Below are 19,691 nucleotides of genomic sequence, written 5' to 3' on the forward strand. Positions count from 1 at the left end.
GACCCCGTGACCGCGGCCGGGGCACGGCTTCGGCTTCCGGGACGGGCGGGGTCCTGCCACACGATCGGTGTCACAGCCAGGCAGGCAGTACGGGCAGGGGCACGTCGTCCGACGTAGCCAGCCCTGGGGACGCTCCCCGGCCGGTGAGCCAGCGGGCCAGGTCGGCGGTGGGACCGCACACACTGCTCCCCGTCGCCTGTTCTCCGATCAGGGCGCCGGTGGCCGAGGACTCGACACGGTCGGTGGGACGCACCGCGACCTCAATGTTGTGGGCATCGCGCCGACGAGTGAGCGCGTCCTGGAGCAGGGCGTCCACGAAGTCGCCCGGGAAGTTCGCGAAGTCGCCGCCTACGGGGAGGTCACAGGCGTGGACCCACACTTCGCGGGCGCGAAGCCAGGGGATGGCACTCGCCGGTATCGTGCGTCCCTGGGCGGTGACGACCTGCGCCCGCCACATGGCGTCGGTGAGCTGTGCCAGGGAGTCGGCCAACCGGCACTGTTCCTTCTCCGCGAACGCGCGCAGTCGCGCGGCCGGCAGGAGGGCCCCCGCTTCGATCTCCTCCACGCGTGCCTGTGGGCTCGCGTACATGGGGGTGGCCTCACCGGTCATCGCCCAATGGACGAGCCTACGGAGCGCCGCCGCGTTGTGACCCAGATGGGAGAGCAGGTGTCTGCCAGACCAGCCCGGCAGACGGCTGGGGCCGTGTAGGTGTTGGTCGTTGTTGTGCGCGAGTTGGGCGAGGAAGTACAGATGGCCGTCAGCCATCCAGCGCAGGCTCTGCGCCACCGCGGGTGTCATCTGGGCGCACCCCGCCGCACCGGGTTGCGCATCTCGCCGATGCCCTCGATGGCGGTGACGAGCAGCTGGCCGTCCTCCAGGTAGCGTGCGGGCTTGCGGGCATGGCCCACCCCGCCGGTGGTGCCGGTGGCGATCAGGTCCCCCGGATTGAGCGTGATCATGGTCGAGATGTAGCTGACCAGGTCGGCGGCGTCGAACAACAGATCGGCGATGGTGGACTTCTGGACGATGTCCCCGTCCACCTCGCAGCTGATCCCCGCGTCGGGTGCCAGTTCTTCCGGGGTGACAAGCCAGGGGCCGAGGGGGGTGCTGGCCTCCCAGGTCTTGCCCTGCAGCCACTCCTTGGTGCGGAATTGCCAGTCGCGCATCGACACGTCGTTCATCACCGTGTATCCGGCGATCGCGGCCTCGGCGGAAGTTCGGTCGGCACGCCGAATCCGCTCTCCGACGACCACGACGAGCTCGGCCTCCCAGTCCACGGCCGGGGACTCGGGCGGCAGTTCCAGCGTGTCGTAGGGACCGATGAGGGCCTCGGAGAACTTGGCGAACAGGGTGGGGTACGCGGGCAGGTCCCGGCCCATCTCGGTGATGTGTGTGCGGTAGTTGAGCCCCACACAGACGATCTTGCCGGGCCGGGGGATCACCGGTGCCAGTCGGGCGGGCTCGACGGTGAAGGCATCTCCCTCGGCCGCCGCGGCGAAGGCCCGCCAGTCGGGGCGCGCCAGCAGGCCGCCGACATCACCGGGTCCGAGGTCGACGTACCCGTCGTCCCGCACGAGAGCCGCGTGCAGCCCGTCGTCCATGCGCAGGGTTGCGAGTTTCATGCGTTGTTTCCTTCCTCACGGGAGCGGAGCAGACCAAGCCGCTCGACCACCGGGGCATCACTGAAACGGAAGAGGTCAAGACCCACCTCGGACGACAGGGTGAAAGGCACCCAGGACGGGACCACGAACAGATCGCCGCGTTCGACCTTCCAGTTGTGCTGGCCGACGCCTATCTCGCCCACGCCGTCGAAGACCTGGAAGACCGATGAGCCGGTCTCCCGGCGTGCGGCGGTGACCGTGCCCTGGGCGAGGCGGTGGAACTCGGCGCGGATCGTGGGCAGTACGTCCTGGCCGGTGGTGGGATTGGTGTACCGCACTGCGGCGTGGCCCGGCTCGATGGTCGCCGGACAGCCTTCGGCCTCCAAGGCCAGTTGCTCGGTCAGAGCACGGTCGGTGTACTCCCATCGGTAGGCCAGCAGCGGAGTGGCCGGCGTCGGTGCGAGGTGTGTCAGTGGACGCAGCCCGGGGTGGCCCCACAGCCGCTCGGCCCGTGAGCGTTTCGGGGTGTCCACGGCCTCGGTGCCGTCCGGGCCGTACTCGAAGAACGTCGCGTCCGCGAAGTACTGCAAGGGGATGTCGAGTCCGTCGATCCATGCCATCGGCCGGTCACTGCGGTTGTGGTGGCCGTGCCAGTGCCAGCCGGCCTGTGGTAGGAAGTCGCCGCGTCGCATGGCCACCGGGTCGCCGTTGACGACGGTCCACACACCTTCGCCCTCCACAACGAAGCGAAAGGCGTGCTGGGTGTGGCGGTGGACGGGCGCATCCTCACACGGGTTGAGATACTGGATGGCCGCCCACAACGTCGGTGTGACGAACGGGCGCCCGCCAAGGCCCGGGTTGGCCAGCGCGATCGCGCGCCGCTCACCACCACGCCCCACTGGGACCAACCCGCCGGCCTGCTCGGCCATGGGCAAAAGTGCGCTCCAACGCCACAGGTGCGGCACGGCTTTGGAAGCCGGCTCGGCGGGCATCAGTTCGCCGATCTCTGTCCACAGCGGGACCAGTGACTCCGATTCGAAGCCCCGGTAGAGCGACTCCAGTTGTGGAGTGCGTTCGGGCTGGCCTGGGCCGTCAGTGGCATTGATGCGCACGGGTGAAGAGGTGGTCATCTCTGTGCTCCCAGACTTCCGAGCGGGATGGATAGGACAGACGGCCTCATTGGCGGCACAGCCGCGCGCCCACCGTGGTGAGGTGCTCGGTGACCAGGGCCCGCGCGCGCTCCTCGTCGCCCGCCTCGATGGCGCGGTAGATCTCCTCGTGCGCCTCGATGGTGCGGACCATGGACTCCCAGGTGGTGCCGTTCGCGTAGTGGGCCTGCCGGGAGCGCCCGAGTGCCTGGACCGACGCGGCGATCGCGGGGTTCTCCGACGCCGTACCCAGCGCGTTGTGGAATTGGAGCGCGGACTCGGTGAACGCCTCCGGTGAGTCCATGAGTGCGCGCGAGCGGGCCAACGAGTCGCGCAGCGCGGACAGCCCCGGTTCGGAGCGGACACCCGCGGCGAGCGCGCCCGCGGCGGGTTCGAGGGCAAGCTGCGCGTCGAGAAGCCCGGTGCTGTCAAGGCCGACCAGGTGCAGTTGGACCGACATCGCGTCCGCGTACCGCTCGATGCGGTTGTCGGACGGCTCCATGTCCAACTGGCGGTAGTTCCCGTCCCAGTACAGCAGCGGTGCTCCGTCCCGGCCGCCCGCCGCCACCACCTCACCGATGAGGATCTCATGGTCACCACCGGGCAGGACCGCGTGCAGCTTCGCGTCGAACCAGCTCAGACAGTCGCTCACGATCGGTGCGCCGGTGGTCATGGACTCGGTCGACAGATCCGGGAACTCGCCCTCGCCCCGTCCCCGGCCGCGGGTCGAGAAGTACCGTGACACGTCCTGCTGGTGATCGGCGAGCACGCTCACGGCGAGGCGGCCCGATTCCCGTACCTCCGCGAGGAAGGGGCTGTGGGAGTTGACCGACACGGTCACCAGCAGCGGGTTGAGCGACAGCGAGACGAACGACGAGCAGGTGATGCCGTAGACATGGTCGCCGTTGCGGGTCGTGACGATGGTGACGCCGGATGCGAAGTGTCCGGCGGCTTGCTTGAACCCGGCCTGCGGGTCGGTGCTGGTCATCGCAACTCCCGGAACGCGTAGATATCAAGGGTTAGCTCGCCCGAACGCAGCCTGTTCATATACGCGTCCTCCTTCTCGACTCGGTCCCGGGCCGCCGCGACGACTTCGTCCACACGGTCGGCCGGCAGGACGACGATGCCGTCCTGATCGGCGACGACGAGATCTCCACGTCGTACGGGGCGTCCACGCACCGTGATCGGCTCACCGACGGTGCCGCGCCACGCCTTCCCCGTGCCGCGGATCGCGATCGAGGACGAGAACGCCGGGAAGGCGAGTTGCTCCAGTTGCGCGGTGTCGCGTACGCCCCCGTCGATGACGAGCCCGCGCACCCCGCGAGCCTGCGCGGCAACGGACATCACCTCGCCCCAGAAGCCACAGCGTGATCCCCCGGCGTCGACGACCAGCACATCACCGGGGGCCGCCTCCTCCAGTGCCCAGTGCAGCGGCAGGTTGTCGCCCGCCGCAGCGAGCACCGGCAATGCGGTTCCGCACAGTCGGGCGCCGGGCCAACTGGGCCGCAGTTCGGGGTCGAGGTCACAGTCGAAGCGGGCGGCCTCGAACAGTGTCGCGGTGCCCATGGCCAGCAGTTCGGTCTCTTCGTAGGTGATGACGGGCGTGCTCATTCCGCTCCTCTGCGCTGTAGCTCGTGGTAGCCGTGGGCGGCCCGTGCCTCGGCGATGGTGGAACCGGCGAGCGCGCTGGCGAGGATCTTCTCCTCGCGGTCGGCTATCTCGATCGCGAGGGTGACGACGCTGGCGAGAGATGTCGAGGGGATCGCGACGATGCCGTCCTGGTCGCCGACCAGCAGGTCGCCGGGGCTTATCTGCACTCCGCCGACGGCAACCGGGCCACCCACTTCGGCGACCTCGACCCGGTCCTTGCCGGTGCGCATGAACCGTCCTCGGCTGTAGATCGGGTAGCCGAGGCCGAGTGCGCGGTGCACATCGCGGCAGACGCCATCGATGACAGTGCCGGCCACTCCCTTCGCGTGTGCCACAGCCGTGAGGATGTCGCCCCACACCGTGCAGTCCGTACGGCCCTGATTGTCGAGGACCACGACGGAGCCCGGCGGAACGTCGTCGAGATAGTCGCCGACGGTCCCGGGTGGGTTGCCAGCCGGTTGGTAGCGGACGGTGAACGCGCGTCCGATCAGGTGCTGCCCTGGTCCGAGCGGCGCAAGCCCGTGCAGGCTCCCGGGCAGTCCTAGCCGGTCCAATGCGTCGGAGAGGGTCGCAGTCGACAGGTCGTCGAGTCGCGGGTCCAGCGGAGTGTCGGTCACGGTGTCTCCTCGGCGGTGACGGCAGGGAACTGGGAGTCATGCATGACCTCGACGATCGAGCGGCCCGCCCGCACCGCTATCGCCATCGCGGTCTCCCGGGCGGCGATGCGTTCGGCGAGGGCGATCACCGATCGGGCGTGCTCGGCCGCGACGAACACCACACCGTTGCGGTCGGCCACCACCAGGTCTCCGGAGCAGACCCGGACGCCGCGGATCTGGACGGGCACGTCCATCTCCTCCTGGACGATCCGGCCCCGAGCACTCACGGGAACGGCGGCCTTGGCGAACAGCGGCAGGTCGAGACCGGCGCATTCGGGTACGTCACGGCACGCACCGTCGACGACAACCCCCGCGATCCCCGCGGCAACGGCCGCCTCGGCGAGCAGCCCACCCCAGCACGAGACATCGGTGCGCCCGTGGTTGTCGATCACGATCACGTCATCGGGATGTGCAGAGGCGACGGCAGGGCTGGCGATGTGGGTGGTTGGCCCAGCCGCCGCCCTGGGGCCCGCCTTCACGGTGCGGACCCGTCCCGCGACGGTGTTCGGGGACGGCCACATCGGGGCGAGCCCCACGGTCGCGCCGGGCAGCCCCAGAATGTCGAGTGCGTCGGAGACGGCGCAGACGTCCAAAGCTCGCAGGCGCGCGATCGCGTCGGGCGCGGTATCGGGTACGCCGAGGGAATCAGCCATTGGTGCGGCTCCACGTCACGAAGCCCATGGCATTTCCGGTACCGGCCTCGGTGCGGTAGCAGGCGCGGTAGTCGGTGGAGGTGACGGTCATCCCGGTCTCGGCCGCGATACCGGCCACCGTGATCCAGTTGCGCAGTTCGGAGGTGCCCGAGCGCATGAGAGCCGGGTCGATCGAGGTCAGATACTGCTCGTCGCCGGATTCCAGTGCCGTGAGAAAGCGTCGGTCGAGCTCCTCGTCGATGACGAAGTGTGACAACCCACCGGAGGCGACGACGCCGACCCGCAGGTCCTGGGGAAAGTTCGCCAGTGCCCGACCAAGCGCGCGGCCGAAGCGGTAACTACGTTCGGCGGAGGGAGGGTTGGGTTCGTAGAAGGTGTTGATGAAGACCGGAACGAACGGGATGGAGCACTCCTCACCGAGTATCCGCTGATAGATGAAGCCCCACCCGTGGGGGATGCCGTGGTTGGCGTACCGGCCCGACGGCAGGGAGCGCGACGCGGCCACATCGAAGCCGGACCCACCCGCCTGCTCGATGAGGTACCGCGCCAGCTCCGGATGACACGCCCGTACGACCGTCTCAGCGGGCACATCGCCACGCGCGGCCTCGGCCAGCCCCGGTGCCATGACCGCGAGTTGCTCCTCGGTGAACGGCACGTGCGCGACGTCCTCGCCCCAGTAGACGGCGAAGGCGGGAAGCAGTTCGTCGCCGTAGACCTCCTTGTGATCACTGCTGACGATCAGCAGCACATCTACATCGGCGGCGGCCAGGTGCCGGCCCAGCCGATCCATCGCCGTCTGCGAGGCGTCCCAGTTCGCCTGCATCGCCTCGGGCGTGCAGTGCTCCGAGAAATCCTCGCGCCGGGCCTGGAGTGACGCGAAGTCGTAGATGAGTCCCTGGAATTCGAGGGCCTGGTTGCGTCGGTCGGCCATCCCGCGCTCGGACCAGCCAGCCGGCGGCGTCTTGAGCTGAGGTCCGTGCGAGCAGCCGATCCCGGTGACTACGGTTGCCATGGCGCGCCCCTCATGCCGTCCGCGCCGTGGCACCGGCGCCGATGGGGAACAGCGAGCGGGCATTGCCCTCGAACAGGGCCGTGCGGTCGGCGTCCGTGAGCCAGTCGATGTCGTTCACCAGCAGATGGATGTCGTCGAACCAGCGGCCGTTGTCCGGGTTGATCTGAGAGCCGGTTCCGGGCTTCTCCGTGCCGAACAGGCAGCGGTCGACGCCGACGGTGCGGATGAGTAGTTCGATCGCGTCCTGGGTGTACAGGCAGGTGTCGAAGTACAGCTTGCGGAGCTTCTCCAGGTACGGGGTCGCCCCGGAGCGGACACCGGAGGGCAGGAACCGGCCCACCTGATAGGGGATCGCGCCGCCCCCGTGGGAGACCACGATCTTCAGCTCGGGGAAGTCCTGGAGCACGGAGGAGTTGAGCAGGCTCCAGATGGCGACCGTCTCCTCCTGGATGAAGTGGAGGCTGTACGGCTCGCGCGCAGGTGGCCGACATCCGGCGGCGTGGATCAGCGCCGGAACGTCGAGTTCGCACAGCGCCTCGTAGAGGGGATACCAGTACCGGTCACCGAGTGCCGGCGGCGTCGCGGTGCCCTCGAACGGGTCCGGATTGAGCATGGCCCCGACGAAACCGAGTTCGGTGACGGTGCGCCGTAGTTCGCCGACCCACTGCGCGGGTTCGAGTTCCGGACTCTGCGGCAGCCCGGCCACGCCGAGGAACCGGCCGGGGAACAGTTCGGTGGAACGGTGGATGAGGTCGTTGGTCTCCTCGGTGAACCACTGGACGAGCTTGCCCTGCTCGCTGTGCATCATCTGGTACGGCCGCGGCGAGATGAGCTGGACGTCGACGCCGGCGCCGTCGATGTGATCCATGTGCGACACATTGCCGAAGCTGGGGTGCGGTTCGGTGTGGGCGGCCCGAAGCTGTTCGTCGCTGATGCGCGGGGCGCCCCGTCCATGGGCCCCTCGGTGCGACAGGAGTCCCGACTTCCAGGCGTACAGTTCGGCGGGCGCGCTCAGGTGCCCGTGGACATCGATGATCATGAGTCGTCCTCTTCGGGGTTGTCGGGGGTGCTCAGCGGAGCGGCGAGGAGATCAGGCGGCGGATACGGCCGTCGGTCTCGGAGCGGTCATAGCTGCGCAGCAGCCGGGCGCGGCCCGCGCCCGGGTCGCCGCGGTGCAGATACTCGTACAGTTCCTGCCGGGCTCCGAAGCCGTCCCCGACCAACTCCCAGGCCAGCCGGAACAGGCGTGCCTTGTGGTCGGCGGCCATACCGCGGCCGTGCATGTACCGGTCGATGAAGGGGCGCAGTTCCGCATTGGCCAGGTCGGCCTCGGAAGGCTGCATGATGAGTCCGGACGCCCCGATGCCGCGCACGATGTTCACGACCCGCGCCGACACCTCCGCGGACCAGAAGCCGAGGCCGTACGAGGGGGCGGGCGCAAGCAGCCCGCTCGGCGTGCGTACCGCCGTCGCCTCCGCGCCCGCGATGCCCAGCCGGAGCGTCTCCGCATAGGAGATGAGCTCGCCCAAGTCCTCCTGGATGCCACGGAATCCATCGACCCCGATGCTGTCGGCCACCATGGCTGCCACGGAGATGAAGGTCCGCAGACGCTCGTGGAACCGAATGTGCGTGCTCTGCATCGACCAGGCGTTGATCCGTGAGAGGCCCTTGAGCGCGAGCAGGCCGTCGCCGAGGAGGAACACCCGCTCCCAGGGAATCTCGACGTCGTCGAAGAACAGCATGGCGTCCTGCTCGTCGTACCTCCGCGCGAGGGGGTGCGCGTGTCCTGCACCAGAGCTGCCGAGTGGCTCACGGCACAGGGTCTTCAAGCCGGGCGTGTTCATCGGCAGCGCAAACCAGATGACGAACTTTTCGGCACCGCGCTGGGCGGAGACACCGTTGAGGTAGACCAGCACCTCCTGGGCGAACGGTGCCAGGGTTGCGAGTTGCTTCGCGCCCCGGATGACAACGCCCCGCTCGTTCTCCTCGACCACCCGCAGCGCGAGATCGGGGTCGTCCAGGGGGCTGGCGCTGCGGTCGATCTGCGGATCGCCGAGTGCGTGCGTGAGCACGAGGTCGTGCTCGGTGGCATAGCGGTGGTAGTTGATCACATTGGCACCGAAACCGGGGCGGTTCGTCTCCAACTCCGCGTGGTAGTCGCGCAGGCCGACGACGACGTTCGCCATGAAGTCGGGGGCACGGCCGTGCTGTCCGAGGCTCTCGGCCATCCACCACTGTGAGGCCGCGAACTTGGCGCGCAGTTCCTCCGGGGTCGACGGCAAGCTGTACGAACGGCTGACCAGGTTGCCGGACTCCGCCGACGTGGTCAGCGCGGTCTCCCGGGCAACCGGGTCCGACAAGCGCAGGTCCAGCAGGCGGGCGATCTCGTCGACCGCGCCGCGCAGTTCCGGGTGTGCCGCGACATTGCGAACCCGCTCGCCACCCAGCCATACCTCACGGCCATCGTCAAGGCTCGCCCGGAAGTCATCGCCGGTCATGGCGCCCTTGGCGTCGCTCACATCCATCATGTACCTCGCGTATGTCTCATGTGCAGTCGACGAATCCCGCCGAGAAGCCACCTTCGTGGGGCAGATCGGCTGGTACGAACGGACGCTACGGGTGCGCCGCGGCTTGCTGTATGAGCGTCGTGAGGGAAGTCGGAGGCACCGAATCCGACACGGTGTCGAGGTAGGTGATGGTGGGGACGCATCGAAATCGGCCGGATGATGTCGGCATCGGCAGCCCTGAAACTTGCCGATCCAATTAAGATTGAGAGGTGTAGACGTTCCCTTACTTGCGATTCCAAGGCAGAGGCGACCACGCGATGCGGCATCGCCAATCGACGTTAGGCGGGAGTGTCTCTCGTCGAGAGTGCGGACCGATGGATGCGGACGCTTCCAAGCACCTGGCGCAGCGATCCACCCCACGGAGACGGTCGAGGCCCACCCCGCATTCGTCGCGCTCGCCGAGCACTGCCCCCGCGCCCGCGCCTACGGTTCAGTCGCGCGCGACCCGAGAGCAGGGGTCACAGGAACGACCCCTTCCCATGTCAAGATCAAGGCCGCCGGTGGCAGCGGCCCGGACACGGATTCCTCGCCATGACTCGATTCCACACAACAGCGGTACCGGGCGCGTTCCGGCAGGTGTTGTGACAGCATCCGGGGTCATGACAGGCCCTTGCACCCGGTTCGACAAGCTCCGCCCCACCGGCCCCCGAGACCGCTGCCACACCGCACTCAACGGACACCCGCCCATCAGCCGCGTGAACAACGTTGAGGGTCAATACACCTAGCGGTGGTTTGTTAAACCGGGCAGTAGAGATCAAGCGGGTGGCCTGCGCCGACGGCGTTGATCAGTGCTTGGAGTTCGGGTGGTGGCGGCTCGTTGGTCCAGGCTCGCCAGCATCGTTGGAGGGTGGTCCAGGGGTCGAGCCAGGCCCGGACGGCGCGGATCGCCTGCGGCCAGCTGGCCGGTTGGGGCTGGTGGGGTCTGTTCGTTCCCCCTCTCAGTGGGTCCCGCTGGGGTGGAGGCCGGTGGGACTGCTGGGACGACGGCGGGCTCCCGGTCTGGCAGTCGGGCGAACCAGATGTCCCAGCAGAAGGAGAACGCGCAGGCGATCAGGGTCTGGTGGCGGCGGATGGCGGTGTCGGAGCGGACCTGGAAGTCGGCCCATCCGGGCTCGTCCTTGATCTGCTTGTAGCTCTGCTCGATCCAGTGTCGAATGCCGTAGATACGGACGACTTCGTGCAGGTCAGCGGCGGGTTCGGGACTGTCGGCCTCGCGTGGGCCGCCAGGGCGGGGCAGGTCGGTGGCCAGGTACCAGGTGGACTGCGAGGGCAGCGTAGCCGGGTCGGTGGTGGCCACGACCAGGCGGACGTTTCCATCGGGGCCCCAGAAGCCGAGGGTGGCGTCAGCGGCCCACCAGGTCTCGGTGCGCCCGTCGCGGAAGGTCCGCTCGACATGGTTCCAGTCTCCGGGATGCTCAGGGTCTGCCCAGGTCAGAGCCCGGGCGGCCTGGAGAGGGGTGTAGGCGTCCTTGCCGTAGGCCCAGCTGCCGTGGCTCGGCTTGAGGGCCATGACGAACGGCAGGCCCGCCGCGGAGAGCTCTCGGCGGAAGCCGTCCTGGTCACCGTAGGCGCAGTCGGCGGCCACCGCCCGGAAGGCCGTTCCGGCCGCCTTGGCGGCGCGGGCGAGTTCGACGGCGATCTGCAGCTTCGTGCGGAAACCCGGGTCCTTCTTGCCTGTCGGGAAGTGGTGGGCTGGGCTGTAGGGCACCGCGTGGAGCGGGTAGTAGAGGTTCTCGTCGGCCCAGCAGGTGGTCACGGTGACGATGCCGTTGTCGGTCTTGCCCAGCCGGCCCAGCCACTGGCGGCCGATGTGCGCGGTCGCCTTGCCGTCCTTGCGGTCTCCCGAGTCGTCGATCACCAGCACCCCGCCCGCGTGCGGCGCGGTCGCGGGATCGGCCAGCAGCAGTTCCACCCGGCGGGCGTTGACCTGCTCGTGGTCCCACGTCGACTCGGACAGAAAGAACTGCAGCCGCTGCACCGCAGCGTGCTGGGCTCCGGCCACCGGCTCGGTGCCGGCCAGACAGGTCAGGGTCTTGTTTCGGTCCCGCGGCAGCAGCAGTCCCGCGAGGTACTCCCGGAACCCGCGGCGCTGTGCCAGGGTGGAGAAGAGGTCATCGAAGCGTGCGGCGTAGGCTTCCAGCGGGCCCGGAGCGGGCGGACACGGAACACGACGGGTCATCACAAGCTCCCGGGTGGCGAGGCGACGTTCCTCTGCTACCGGCCTACTACGACCCTGACCCGCAGTCAACAAACCACCGCTAGGAAGCGGGTGACTCGTGGGCGGCGAGTTCTTCGGCGAATTCCATGCAGCGCAGGCGGGCCGGGGAGAAGTCGTAGGGCATCTTTCCTGTGGCTTCGAAGGCGCTCATGGACTCTTGCCCCCTGCCTGAGCTTCGGCCCGCCTCGTTCTCCCTCTCATCAGCGGTTGCGGGGTGCAAGGTGTCCCAGGAGTCGAAGAGTGCGTCGTCGCTCTCCGCCAGGCCGGAATCCTCGATGACGGCTTGCAGCGCCATTTCGAAGGCGTGCCGTTCGGCAGCCACCCGGGCCACTCGGGGGTCATCGACGGCGATCGTGTCATCGAGTGCTTCCTCGGAGGCATCGATACGGTCGGAGTCTTCACGCAGATCCGGGTGAGTGGCCAGGGCGACGAAACGGGTTGCCTGGACGGCCGCACCGAGCGGGCCGAAGATCCGCTCGGTGACCAGCAGGCTGTCCAGATCCGCCTGGCGCAGTGAGCCCTCGGGCAGGCTCGTGAGGCGGCTGGTGACGAAGGCGGAGAGCAGACCCATCCTGCTGCCCTCGGTACGCATACGCTGCACGGCAGTCCGTTGCCGCCGCAGTTCTGCTTCCTGGGCGACGAGGGTTTCGTCCAGCCGTTCCAGCATGCTCGCAATGCCGTCGTCGCTGTCGGCACCAGCGGAAGCCGTGTCGGCGAAGGCGTCACGGATGTCGTCGAGGGCGATCCCGGCATCGGCCATCCTGCGGATCCACAGCAACCGGATCATGTCTTCGTAGCCGTAGCGGCGGCGGCCGTCGCCACCCCGCACGGGCTCGGGGAGCAGGCCGATCTCGTGGTAGTGACGGATCGCCCGCGGTGTGGTGCCGACGAAGGCCGCCGCGTCACCGATCTTGACCTGGCGCGGCGGGATAAAGGACGAATACATGAGCAGGGGCTCCTCAGTGGGGCGGGGCGTGAGTCCACCGGACCACATACCGCTACGGAAGGTGCAACCCGAGCCACGCCGCCCGGCACCCGCGCCAGGAGAAGCACCCCTTCTCCGTACGGATCTTCGTCGTGAACCCGCCTCGCGACCTGCCCTGGCTCAACCAGGTTGGTCCCCGAGCTCTCCTATGCGCCTGTTGCGCCTGTTGCGTCTGTCCAGCGGATCGGGTGACCGGATGGATCGGAGGTGAGCCAGGATCCGTCTCCAAGGAGCTGGATGTCGTAGGCATTCTCTCCGTGCGAGTCGAACGCAGCTTGGACCTGGCCGGAGCGCGCATCGACGCGGTAGTGGCGGAACCACTCCTCTTCGTCCTCGGTTTCGCCGGCGAGCGTGACGATGACGGTGTCCTGGTTCAGGTAGCCGCCGCTCCATTCGACGCAGATCTCCTCCGGCTCGTGTCCGAAGGCGTCGACGGAGAGAGTGAACGTCACTTCGCCGTCCGGGTGGGCGTGGATGGAGACATCGGCCTGCTGGTGATCGACGGTCATGAACTGGCGTCCGTCGGGCGACAGGTCGATGAGGCACCGGTCGATCCAGGGATAGCAGATGAGATCCATCCGGTCCCCGCTCAGCGACGCGCGGTAGATGACCGAGCCGTCCTGGCCTTCTCCCACATTGAGGAACATCTGATCGCCCGCGGGGTGTACCAGTTGCGGACCGCCGTGCCCGAGGGTGTCCAGGTTCGTCCGCGCAATGACCGATCCGGTCGCGGCGTCCAGGGCGACCCACTGATCGGGGCGGTTGCGGCCGGACAGGGCGTCGGGCCGATAGACCCAGGCCACACTTCCGTCCACCGAGAGCACGCAGCTGGGATGGCTACCGAACTTCTGGTCTGACTGCGGCGTGAACTCCGACCGCCAGACCTCCGCACCGTCAGCTGTCACGCACACAATCGCGTTCAGGGTCGTGTAGTAGACGCGCTGGAGATCAGCGTGAACTGCATGGTCGACGACGTCGTCGGCGGTGGACGGCCGACAGATCATGGCGGGCGACAGCACACCCCGGACATCGGCAGCCAGGTCGTAGGCGCAGATGCTTCCGTCAACGAGCCGCGTGATGATTTTCAGGGGGTGGGCAGATGGGGCCATGTTCAGCAGGCTAGCCTCCAGCCGAGGCCAGCGGGCAGTCAGGCAGGGGCGTCATAGACCAGGGTGTATCGCCAGAACAGGCGACGGCGTATCCGGGCGCCGGGCAGCTCCTGGGTGGCCGCAGACCGGATGTCGCCAAGGGTCTCCTGCGGGTCGGTGGTGGGTGCTGTCATGTGCGGGGGCAGCTCAGCGGCGCGGCCCGGGTGCTTGACCAATGCCATGATCGGGTTCGCGAGTGCGGCCGGCAGATTGGCGACCCGGTCGGCGGGTCCGTCTTCCCGGTAGCAGCCGACGACCACGAGGCGCCCGCCAGGGGTGAGACAGCCGCGCAGTTCCCGCAGAGTGGGCACCAGCGGTAGGTGGTGCAAGACAGCGACGAGGGTGATGGCGTCCCAGCGTCGCTGCCGCTCGCGGTCTGCGAAGTTGGCTTGGACGATGGTGACCGCAGGGTCGTCGACGAAGCGTTCCGCTGCGGCGCGGGCGGTCGCAGCGTCGCGTTCGAGCCCGGTGACGGTGGCGCCGCGGTTACGGAGCAGTGCGGCGAGATTCCCCGTACCGCATCCGACGTCGAGGACGCTGCGGGCCCCGGACGCGGCCACACAGTCGGCGGTCCATGGGCCGTAGTGATCGTTGTGACTCCACGGATGCCTCTGATGGAAACGGTGGAGTTGAGACAGCAGTGTCATGGCACCACGGTAGTTGGACGCGGAACCTCGAAACCTCGAAATCTCACGGACTGTTCTGGCTGCTGTCTCGACCGGCCCGGGCGCAATCCGGAGGGTGCGGTCAGGGTGAGCGGAGGCAGCCTGAACACGCTCGCCCGCCCAGAAATCTCGTACGGGATTTCAGGGCGGGCGAGTTCAACGTGCATGTGGGGTTGGCGAGTTCGGGGTGGGTGCGACCGGGCGCTTCAGCCCTGTCGTGCCACACCCACGGTTACAGGGCCCGGGTGAGGCGGTCGGTGAGCAGCCGGGTGAAGCGGGCCGGGTCGGGCAGCTCGCCCCCTTCGGCGAGCAATGCGCTGCCGTACACCAGCTCGGCAATCTCTGCCAGTGCAGCGTCATCGGCGTTGGCGGCGTGCGCTGTGCGCAAGGCGGTGATCAGTGGGTGTGCGGGGTTGAGTTCAAGGATCCTCTTGACGGTGGGCAGTTGCTGTCCCATCGCCCGATACATCTTCTCCAGGGTCGGCGTCACATCGTGGGCGTCACCGACGATGCATGCCGCCGAGGTCGTCAGGCGGGACGACAGGCGAACCTGCTTGACCTGCTCGGACAGGGTGGTGGTCAGCCACGGCAGCAGGGCGGCGAAGTCCTGGTCGCGCTGAGCCTTCTCGGCGGTGATCTCCTCGTCGCCGTCGGCGGACTCGTCAAGGTCGACCTGGCCCTTGGCGATGGACTGCAAGCGGTGGCCGTCGAAGCCCGGCACTTGGTCCACCCACACCTCGTCGACGGGGTCAGTGAGGATCAGGACCTCATACCCCTTGGCGGTGAAGGCTTCCATGTGCGGGGAGTTCTCCACCATCGCACGGGTCTCGCCGGTCAGGTAGTAGATCGCGTCCTGCCCCTCCTTCATGCGCTCGACGTACTCGCGCAGTGTGGTGGTCTTCTCCGGGTCGTGCGTGGAAGCGGCCGACACCAGCTCAAGCAGGGTCTCGGAGCTGTCCGAGTCCTCGACCAGACCTTCCTTCAGCGCCCGGCCGAACTGCGCCCACACCTTCCCATAGGACTCGGCGTCCTTGGACTGCATGTCCTTGATGGCACCGAGGACCTTCTTGACCAGGCGCCGACGCACACCCCGGATCTGGCGGTCGTGCTGAAGGATCTCGCGGGAGACGTTCAATGACAGGTCGTGGGCGTCCACGACACCCTTGACGAAGCGCAGGTAGTTGGGCATGAGCGCTTCGCAGTCGTCCATGATGAACACCCGCTTGACATACAGCTGCACACCGCTCTTGGTCTCGCGCGAGAACAGGTCGAAGGGTGCCTGCGAGGGGATGAACAGCAGCGCCTCGTACTCGAAGGTGCCTTCGGCGCGCATATGGATCGTCGCGGCCGGGGCCAGCCAGTCATGGCTGATCTGCTGGTAGAACTCGTGGTACTCGTCCTCGGTCACCTCGGTGCGCGGCCGGGCCCACAGCGCCTTCATCGAGTTGAGCGTTTCGACGTCGCGGGTGGTCTCGCCCTCGGATTCGGTGCGCTCGGTGGCCATCCGAATGGGCCAGCGGATGAAGTCCGAGTACTGCTTGACGATCTGACGGATCTTCGATTCGGAGAGGTAGTCGGCGAGCCCGTCCTCGCTGTCGGCGGGCTTGAGGTGCAGGGTGACCGAGGTGCCCATGGGCAGGCCGTCGACGGCCTGGACGGTGTAAGCGCCCTCACCGTCGGACTCCCACTGGGTACCGGAGTCGGTGCCCGCCCGCCGGGTGCGCAGGATGACCTTGTCGGCAACCATGAACGCCGAGTAGAAGCCGACGCCGAACTGCCCGATCAGGCTCTCGGCGGTGGCGGCGTCCTGGGACTCCTTGATCTTCTCCAGCAGTCCGGCGGTGCCGGACTTGGCGATCGTGCCGATCAGCTCCACGAGATCGTCCCGGCTCATGCCGATCCCATTGTCTCGGACGGTCAAGGTGCGGGCGTCCTGGTCGACCTCCAACGCGATGTGCAGGTCGGTGGTGTCGATGTCGACGAGGCTGGAGTCGATCAGCGATTCCAGCCGCAGCTTGTCCAGTGCGTCGGAGGCGTTCGAGATCAGCTCGCGCAGGAAGATGTCCTTGTTCGAGTAGATCGAGTGAATCACCAGTCGGAGCAACTGGCGTGTCTCAGCCTGAAATTCCAGCGTCTCGACACTGCTGCTACCCATGTGTGGCCCTTTCGGTGGGAACGTCATAAATGGTTGGGAATTAAGGCCGAGACGAATCGTCGCCCGCCGTCGGCGTGGTTCTGGGCGGGCTGGAATGCACCCGCATTCTGTGACTCTCTGCGATAGGCATCAGGCATCGTCGGCTGCCGTCAACGTGAGCCGGTCGTCGAGGGCGTCCATGCAGGTGACGAGGTCGGTGTGGTGGGCATCGAGGTAGGGGCGCATGCCGGTCAGAGGAGCAATGAGCTCGGCGGCGTCGGTGGCGCCGAGGGCGGCATGCAGTGCGGCCTGAGCTGAGCGCGCTTCGGGCGTCAGGTGGGCGAGCGCGGTGATCTGTCCGGCGAGACGGCGCAGGTCGGCGGCGTTGGCGCGGGCCCAGGTGACAGTGGCGCGTTCAGCGGCCCTGGCCTGGCGGGTGGCTGTCACACGCTGCTCTCCGGTAGTGCCGACGGCGCCGGGTCGGCCACGAAGGTATCGGCGTTCGGCCGCCTGGCGGCTGGCAACGCCGAGGGGGCGAGCGAGATCGGCCCAGCTGGCGCCCGCCTCGCGGGCGGTTTCGATCAGGCCGGTTTCCCAGCCGGCGAGCTGCTCGCGTACCTGCCGCAGCAGCACGAGGGAGGCCAGCGCCTGCTCGGGACCGGGGCCAGCAGCGTCGGGAGCCTCGTGCTGGGCATGGCGCAGGGCGTCGTCTATGACGGCAAGGGCCGCCGCGGCGGCGAGGAAGGACGACGGACTGTGGACATTGGCGCTGGTCGTGGACGGCCGCTTGGCTGCGGTCACGGGCACCCCCCTCAGACGGTCATCACGGCGACGACATCATGCCTGTCATCCATGAGATGACATATTACGACGCTGCCGGTGAAGCGCATCGGTCCGTCGACCCAACGGCTTGATCCTGGCGGTGCTCATGCCGTACGGGCATGTCGTGGAGCTCGATTGGCCGTTGGGAGTACCAGCCGTCGGGAGTTCAGGGCTTGCGGTGGACTGAAACCGCGTACATCCCGCCCTCATAGGTGGCCCGGGACCAAGTGGCGTATCTGGCCTCAAGGGAAAGTCCCGCCGCGCGACAGTGGGCGTCGTAGTCGTCCAGCGAGTATCCGCGGTCGAGGGAGAAGCCCGCAATGAGACGGCCACCCGGACCGACGTGGCCCGCCACCCCGGCCACCAGGGCCGATTCCGTACCCGGCGAGGTGAACAGGGGGACATTGCCGGCCATCACCACGACGTCAAACAACAGTCCCAGGTTGAGATCGGCCAGGTCATGCTGATGCCAGCGGATCTCCGGCGCCTGACGCCGGGCGACGGCGAGCATCGACTCGTCCACGTCCACACCGGTCACGGCGATTCCGTAGCGGGCCAGCTCGATGGCGACCCGACCGGTGCCGCAGCCCGCGTCAAGGACGGTGGTGGGCTCGAAGGACCGGACCATCGTGGCTTCACCATGGACGTCCTGTCCGTCGGCGGCGATGCGGTCGAACCTGGCCTGATACTCGTCACCGTTCCACGTCATGCGGTCACCTTGGCACACGTACCGCACCACCTGTCCGTTGCCCCGATCCCCATGCCCGCGTCACCCGCGCTTTAGGGGTACCGCTGGTGCTCCCTATGACACGCGGTCCACCACCGCGGCTTCTCCCTCCACCGGAGTCCGCAGGCGGGGTCTCCAAGCCCCGCCCGGGCGCCCGGAGCATCACCCCGATGGTGGCGAACACGGAGAGGGCCATCGTGCGTTTGAGCTGCCGTTTCCGCCCCGGTCAGCCGGGCTGCCGAACGGCTCGGTGAAGCCCGGCTGCTGGCGCCGGTCGCATCCCTCCGTCAAGCCCTCGCCGGGCCCATCGCGGAGAGCTTCTGCCTCCTCGCCTCGGGCGACAACAGACGTCGATCGAACCGTCGGCTACACGGCAGTGTCGACCCACAGGTCGGTGCTGTGGGTCCCGATGAGAGCACTGATACGGGTGAGTGCCTCGCTGACCGGCTGTGGGTCGAGTCGGCGGCCGTCACGCAGGCGCAGTGCGACGTGATCGTCAGCGGCCTCCTTGGCGCCGATGACGGCTTGGTAGGGAACCAGTCGCGCCTCTCGGATACGCGCGCCCAGGGTGCCGCGGTCCGGTCCTGCAATCTCGGCACGCAGCCCGGAGCTCGCACATCGCCGGGCGAGGGCTTCGGCGTTGGGCAGTTCGGTGTCGGAGATCGGCAGGATCACCAGCTGAGTGGGGGCCAGCCAGCCGGGGAAGGCACCACCGTGCTGTTCGATGAGATGGGCGACGGCTCGCTCCACACTGCCGATGATGCTGCGGTGGACCATGACCGGGCGGTGCTTGGCACCGTCCGCGCCGATGTAGTGCAGGTCGAACTGCTCGGGCTGGTGGAAGTCGACCTGGACAGTGGACAGGGTGGACTCCCGGCCAGCGCCGTCGGTGACCTGGACGTCGATCTTGGGGCCGTAGAACGCGGCCTCTGCCTCGGCTGCCTCGTAGGGCAGGCCGGAACGGTCGAGGACGTCAGTCAGCAGGGCGGTGGACCGTTGCCACTTCTCAGGGGCGGCAACGTACTTGCCACCGGGCCCCGGGAGGGAGAGCCGGTAACGGGTCGGAGTGATGCCGAGCGCCTCGTACGCCCGGCGAATCATCTCCAGCGCCGCCTGCGCCTCCCCGGCGACCTGTTCCAGGGTGCAGAAGATGTGCGCGTCGTTGAGCTGGATGGCACGCACCCGGGTCAGCCCGCCGAGCACGCCCGAGAGCTCCGAGCGGTACATGCCACCCAGCTCGGCCATGCGCAGGGGCAGTTCGCGGTAGCTGTGGGAGCGGGAGCGATAGATCACTGCGTGGTGAGGGCACAGACTGGGCCGCAGGACGACCTGCTCACCGCCGAGCGCCATCGGGGGAAACATGTCGGCGCTGTAGTGCGCCCAGTGCCCGGAGATCTCGTACAGCTCCCGCTTGCCGAGGACCGGTGAATACACGTGCTGGTAGCCCGCCCGCTGCTCGGCTGTGCGGATGTACTCCTCCAGAGTGTGCCGTACGGTCGCGCCGTCGGGCAGCCAGTACGGTAGGCCCGCGCCGATCAGCGGGTCAGTGTCGAACAGGTCAAGTTCGCGGCCCAGTTTGCGGTGGTCATACACGCTGGTCATCACGGTCTCCTTGCTGGTTGCGGAGCAAGCGACCGGGCCTACGACGAAGCCCCGGGGCACTTGCCCCGGGGCTTCGGATCAGATCGTCCGTCAGCGCGCCGG

Annotated in this window: 18 protein-coding genes; all 18 read right to left on the reverse strand. The window is 68.0% G+C overall.

Annotated features, from left to right (window positions below; translation table 11 throughout):
- Positions 1 to 70 precede the first annotated feature (70 nt).
- The 18 genes from OID54_RS04060 to thrS all read right to left on the reverse strand — a co-directional run bounded on the left by OID54_RS04060 (position 71) and on the right by thrS (position 19,580).
- A complete protein-coding gene (locus OID54_RS04060) occupies positions 71 to 799 on the reverse strand; it encodes a maleylpyruvate isomerase family mycothiol-dependent enzyme (RefSeq protein ID WP_329013983.1) in 729 nt (242 codons plus the stop codon).
- On the reverse strand, positions 796 to 1,623 hold the full coding sequence (locus OID54_RS04065) for a fumarylacetoacetate hydrolase family protein (RefSeq protein ID WP_329013985.1): 828 nt from the start codon (positions 1,621 to 1,623) through the stop codon (positions 796 to 798). Before OID54_RS04065 ends, OID54_RS04060 begins: the two co-directional genes overlap by 4 nt.
- Entirely contained in the window at positions 1,620 to 2,732 is a 1,113-nt protein-coding gene (locus OID54_RS04070) for a cupin domain-containing protein (protein WP_329013989.1), read from the reverse strand. Before OID54_RS04070 ends, OID54_RS04065 begins: the two co-directional genes overlap by 4 nt.
- A gap of 46 nt (positions 2,733 to 2,778) precedes the next feature.
- Complete coding sequence (locus tag OID54_RS04075; RefSeq protein ID WP_329013992.1) at positions 2,779 to 3,738, reverse strand: flavin reductase; 960 nt, start codon at positions 3,736 to 3,738, stop codon at positions 2,779 to 2,781.
- Positions 3,735 to 4,361 (reverse strand): 4-carboxy-4-hydroxy-2-oxoadipate aldolase/oxaloacetate decarboxylase, encoded by a 627-nt coding sequence (locus OID54_RS04080; RefSeq protein WP_329013994.1) that lies wholly within the window; start codon positions 4,359 to 4,361, stop codon positions 3,735 to 3,737. Before OID54_RS04080 ends, OID54_RS04075 begins: the two co-directional genes overlap by 4 nt.
- A complete protein-coding gene (locus OID54_RS04085) occupies positions 4,358 to 5,017 on the reverse strand; it encodes an RraA family protein (protein WP_329013997.1) in 660 nt (219 codons plus the stop codon). The genes OID54_RS04080 and OID54_RS04085 overlap by 4 nt, the downstream gene beginning before the upstream one ends.
- A complete protein-coding gene (locus OID54_RS04090; RefSeq protein ID WP_329014000.1) occupies positions 5,014 to 5,709 on the reverse strand; it encodes an RraA family protein in 696 nt (231 codons plus the stop codon). The genes OID54_RS04085 and OID54_RS04090 overlap by 4 nt, the downstream gene beginning before the upstream one ends.
- Positions 5,702 to 6,721, reverse strand: a complete 1,020-nt coding sequence (locus OID54_RS04095) for a hypothetical protein (RefSeq protein WP_329014004.1) — start codon at positions 6,719 to 6,721, stop codon at positions 5,702 to 5,704. The genes OID54_RS04090 and OID54_RS04095 overlap by 8 nt, the downstream gene beginning before the upstream one ends.
- Positions 6,722 to 6,731: 10 nt before the next feature.
- On the reverse strand, positions 6,732 to 7,760 hold the full coding sequence (locus OID54_RS04100; protein ID WP_329014007.1) for an amidohydrolase family protein: 1,029 nt from the start codon (positions 7,758 to 7,760) through the stop codon (positions 6,732 to 6,734).
- A gap of 31 nt (positions 7,761 to 7,791) precedes the next feature.
- Positions 7,792 to 9,249, reverse strand: a complete 1,458-nt coding sequence (locus OID54_RS04105) for a 4-hydroxyphenylacetate 3-hydroxylase family protein (protein WP_329014010.1) — start codon at positions 9,247 to 9,249, stop codon at positions 7,792 to 7,794.
- Positions 9,250 to 10,042: 793 nt separating this feature from the next.
- A complete protein-coding gene (locus OID54_RS04110; RefSeq protein ID WP_329014014.1) occupies positions 10,043 to 11,467 on the reverse strand; it encodes an IS701 family transposase in 1,425 nt (474 codons plus the stop codon).
- A gap of 79 nt (positions 11,468 to 11,546) precedes the next feature.
- On the reverse strand, positions 11,547 to 12,452 hold the full coding sequence (locus OID54_RS04115; protein WP_329014016.1) for a MerR family transcriptional regulator: 906 nt from the start codon (positions 12,450 to 12,452) through the stop codon (positions 11,547 to 11,549).
- Positions 12,453 to 12,637: 185 nt separating this feature from the next.
- Positions 12,638 to 13,600 (reverse strand): hypothetical protein, encoded by a 963-nt coding sequence (locus tag OID54_RS04120; RefSeq protein WP_329014019.1) that lies wholly within the window; start codon positions 13,598 to 13,600, stop codon positions 12,638 to 12,640.
- 38 nt (positions 13,601 to 13,638) lie between these two features.
- Complete coding sequence (locus OID54_RS04125) at positions 13,639 to 14,286, reverse strand: class I SAM-dependent methyltransferase (RefSeq protein ID WP_329014022.1); 648 nt, start codon at positions 14,284 to 14,286, stop codon at positions 13,639 to 13,641.
- Between the two features lie 250 nt (positions 14,287 to 14,536).
- Positions 14,537 to 16,459: a molecular chaperone HtpG gene (htpG, locus tag OID54_RS04130; protein ID WP_329014025.1), complete on the reverse strand. Its 1,923-nt coding sequence runs from the start codon at positions 16,457 to 16,459 to the stop codon at positions 14,537 to 14,539.
- A 129-nt stretch (positions 16,460 to 16,588) separates the two neighbouring features.
- Positions 16,589 to 17,239, reverse strand: a complete 651-nt coding sequence (locus tag OID54_RS04135) for a type III effector protein (protein ID WP_329014028.1) — start codon at positions 17,237 to 17,239, stop codon at positions 16,589 to 16,591.
- 187 nt (positions 17,240 to 17,426) lie between these two features.
- Complete coding sequence (locus OID54_RS04140; RefSeq protein WP_329014031.1) at positions 17,427 to 17,969, reverse strand: class I SAM-dependent DNA methyltransferase; 543 nt, start codon at positions 17,967 to 17,969, stop codon at positions 17,427 to 17,429.
- A gap of 384 nt (positions 17,970 to 18,353) precedes the next feature.
- On the reverse strand, positions 18,354 to 19,580 hold the full coding sequence (gene thrS, locus OID54_RS04145; RefSeq protein ID WP_329027258.1) for a threonine--tRNA ligase: 1,227 nt from the start codon (positions 19,578 to 19,580) through the stop codon (positions 18,354 to 18,356).
- Positions 19,581 to 19,691: the final 111 nt, after the last annotated feature.

The sequence above is a fragment of the Streptomyces sp. NBC_00690 genome (assembly GCF_036226685.1).
In the GTDB taxonomy this organism is placed as follows: domain Bacteria; phylum Actinomycetota; class Actinomycetes; order Streptomycetales; family Streptomycetaceae; genus Streptomyces.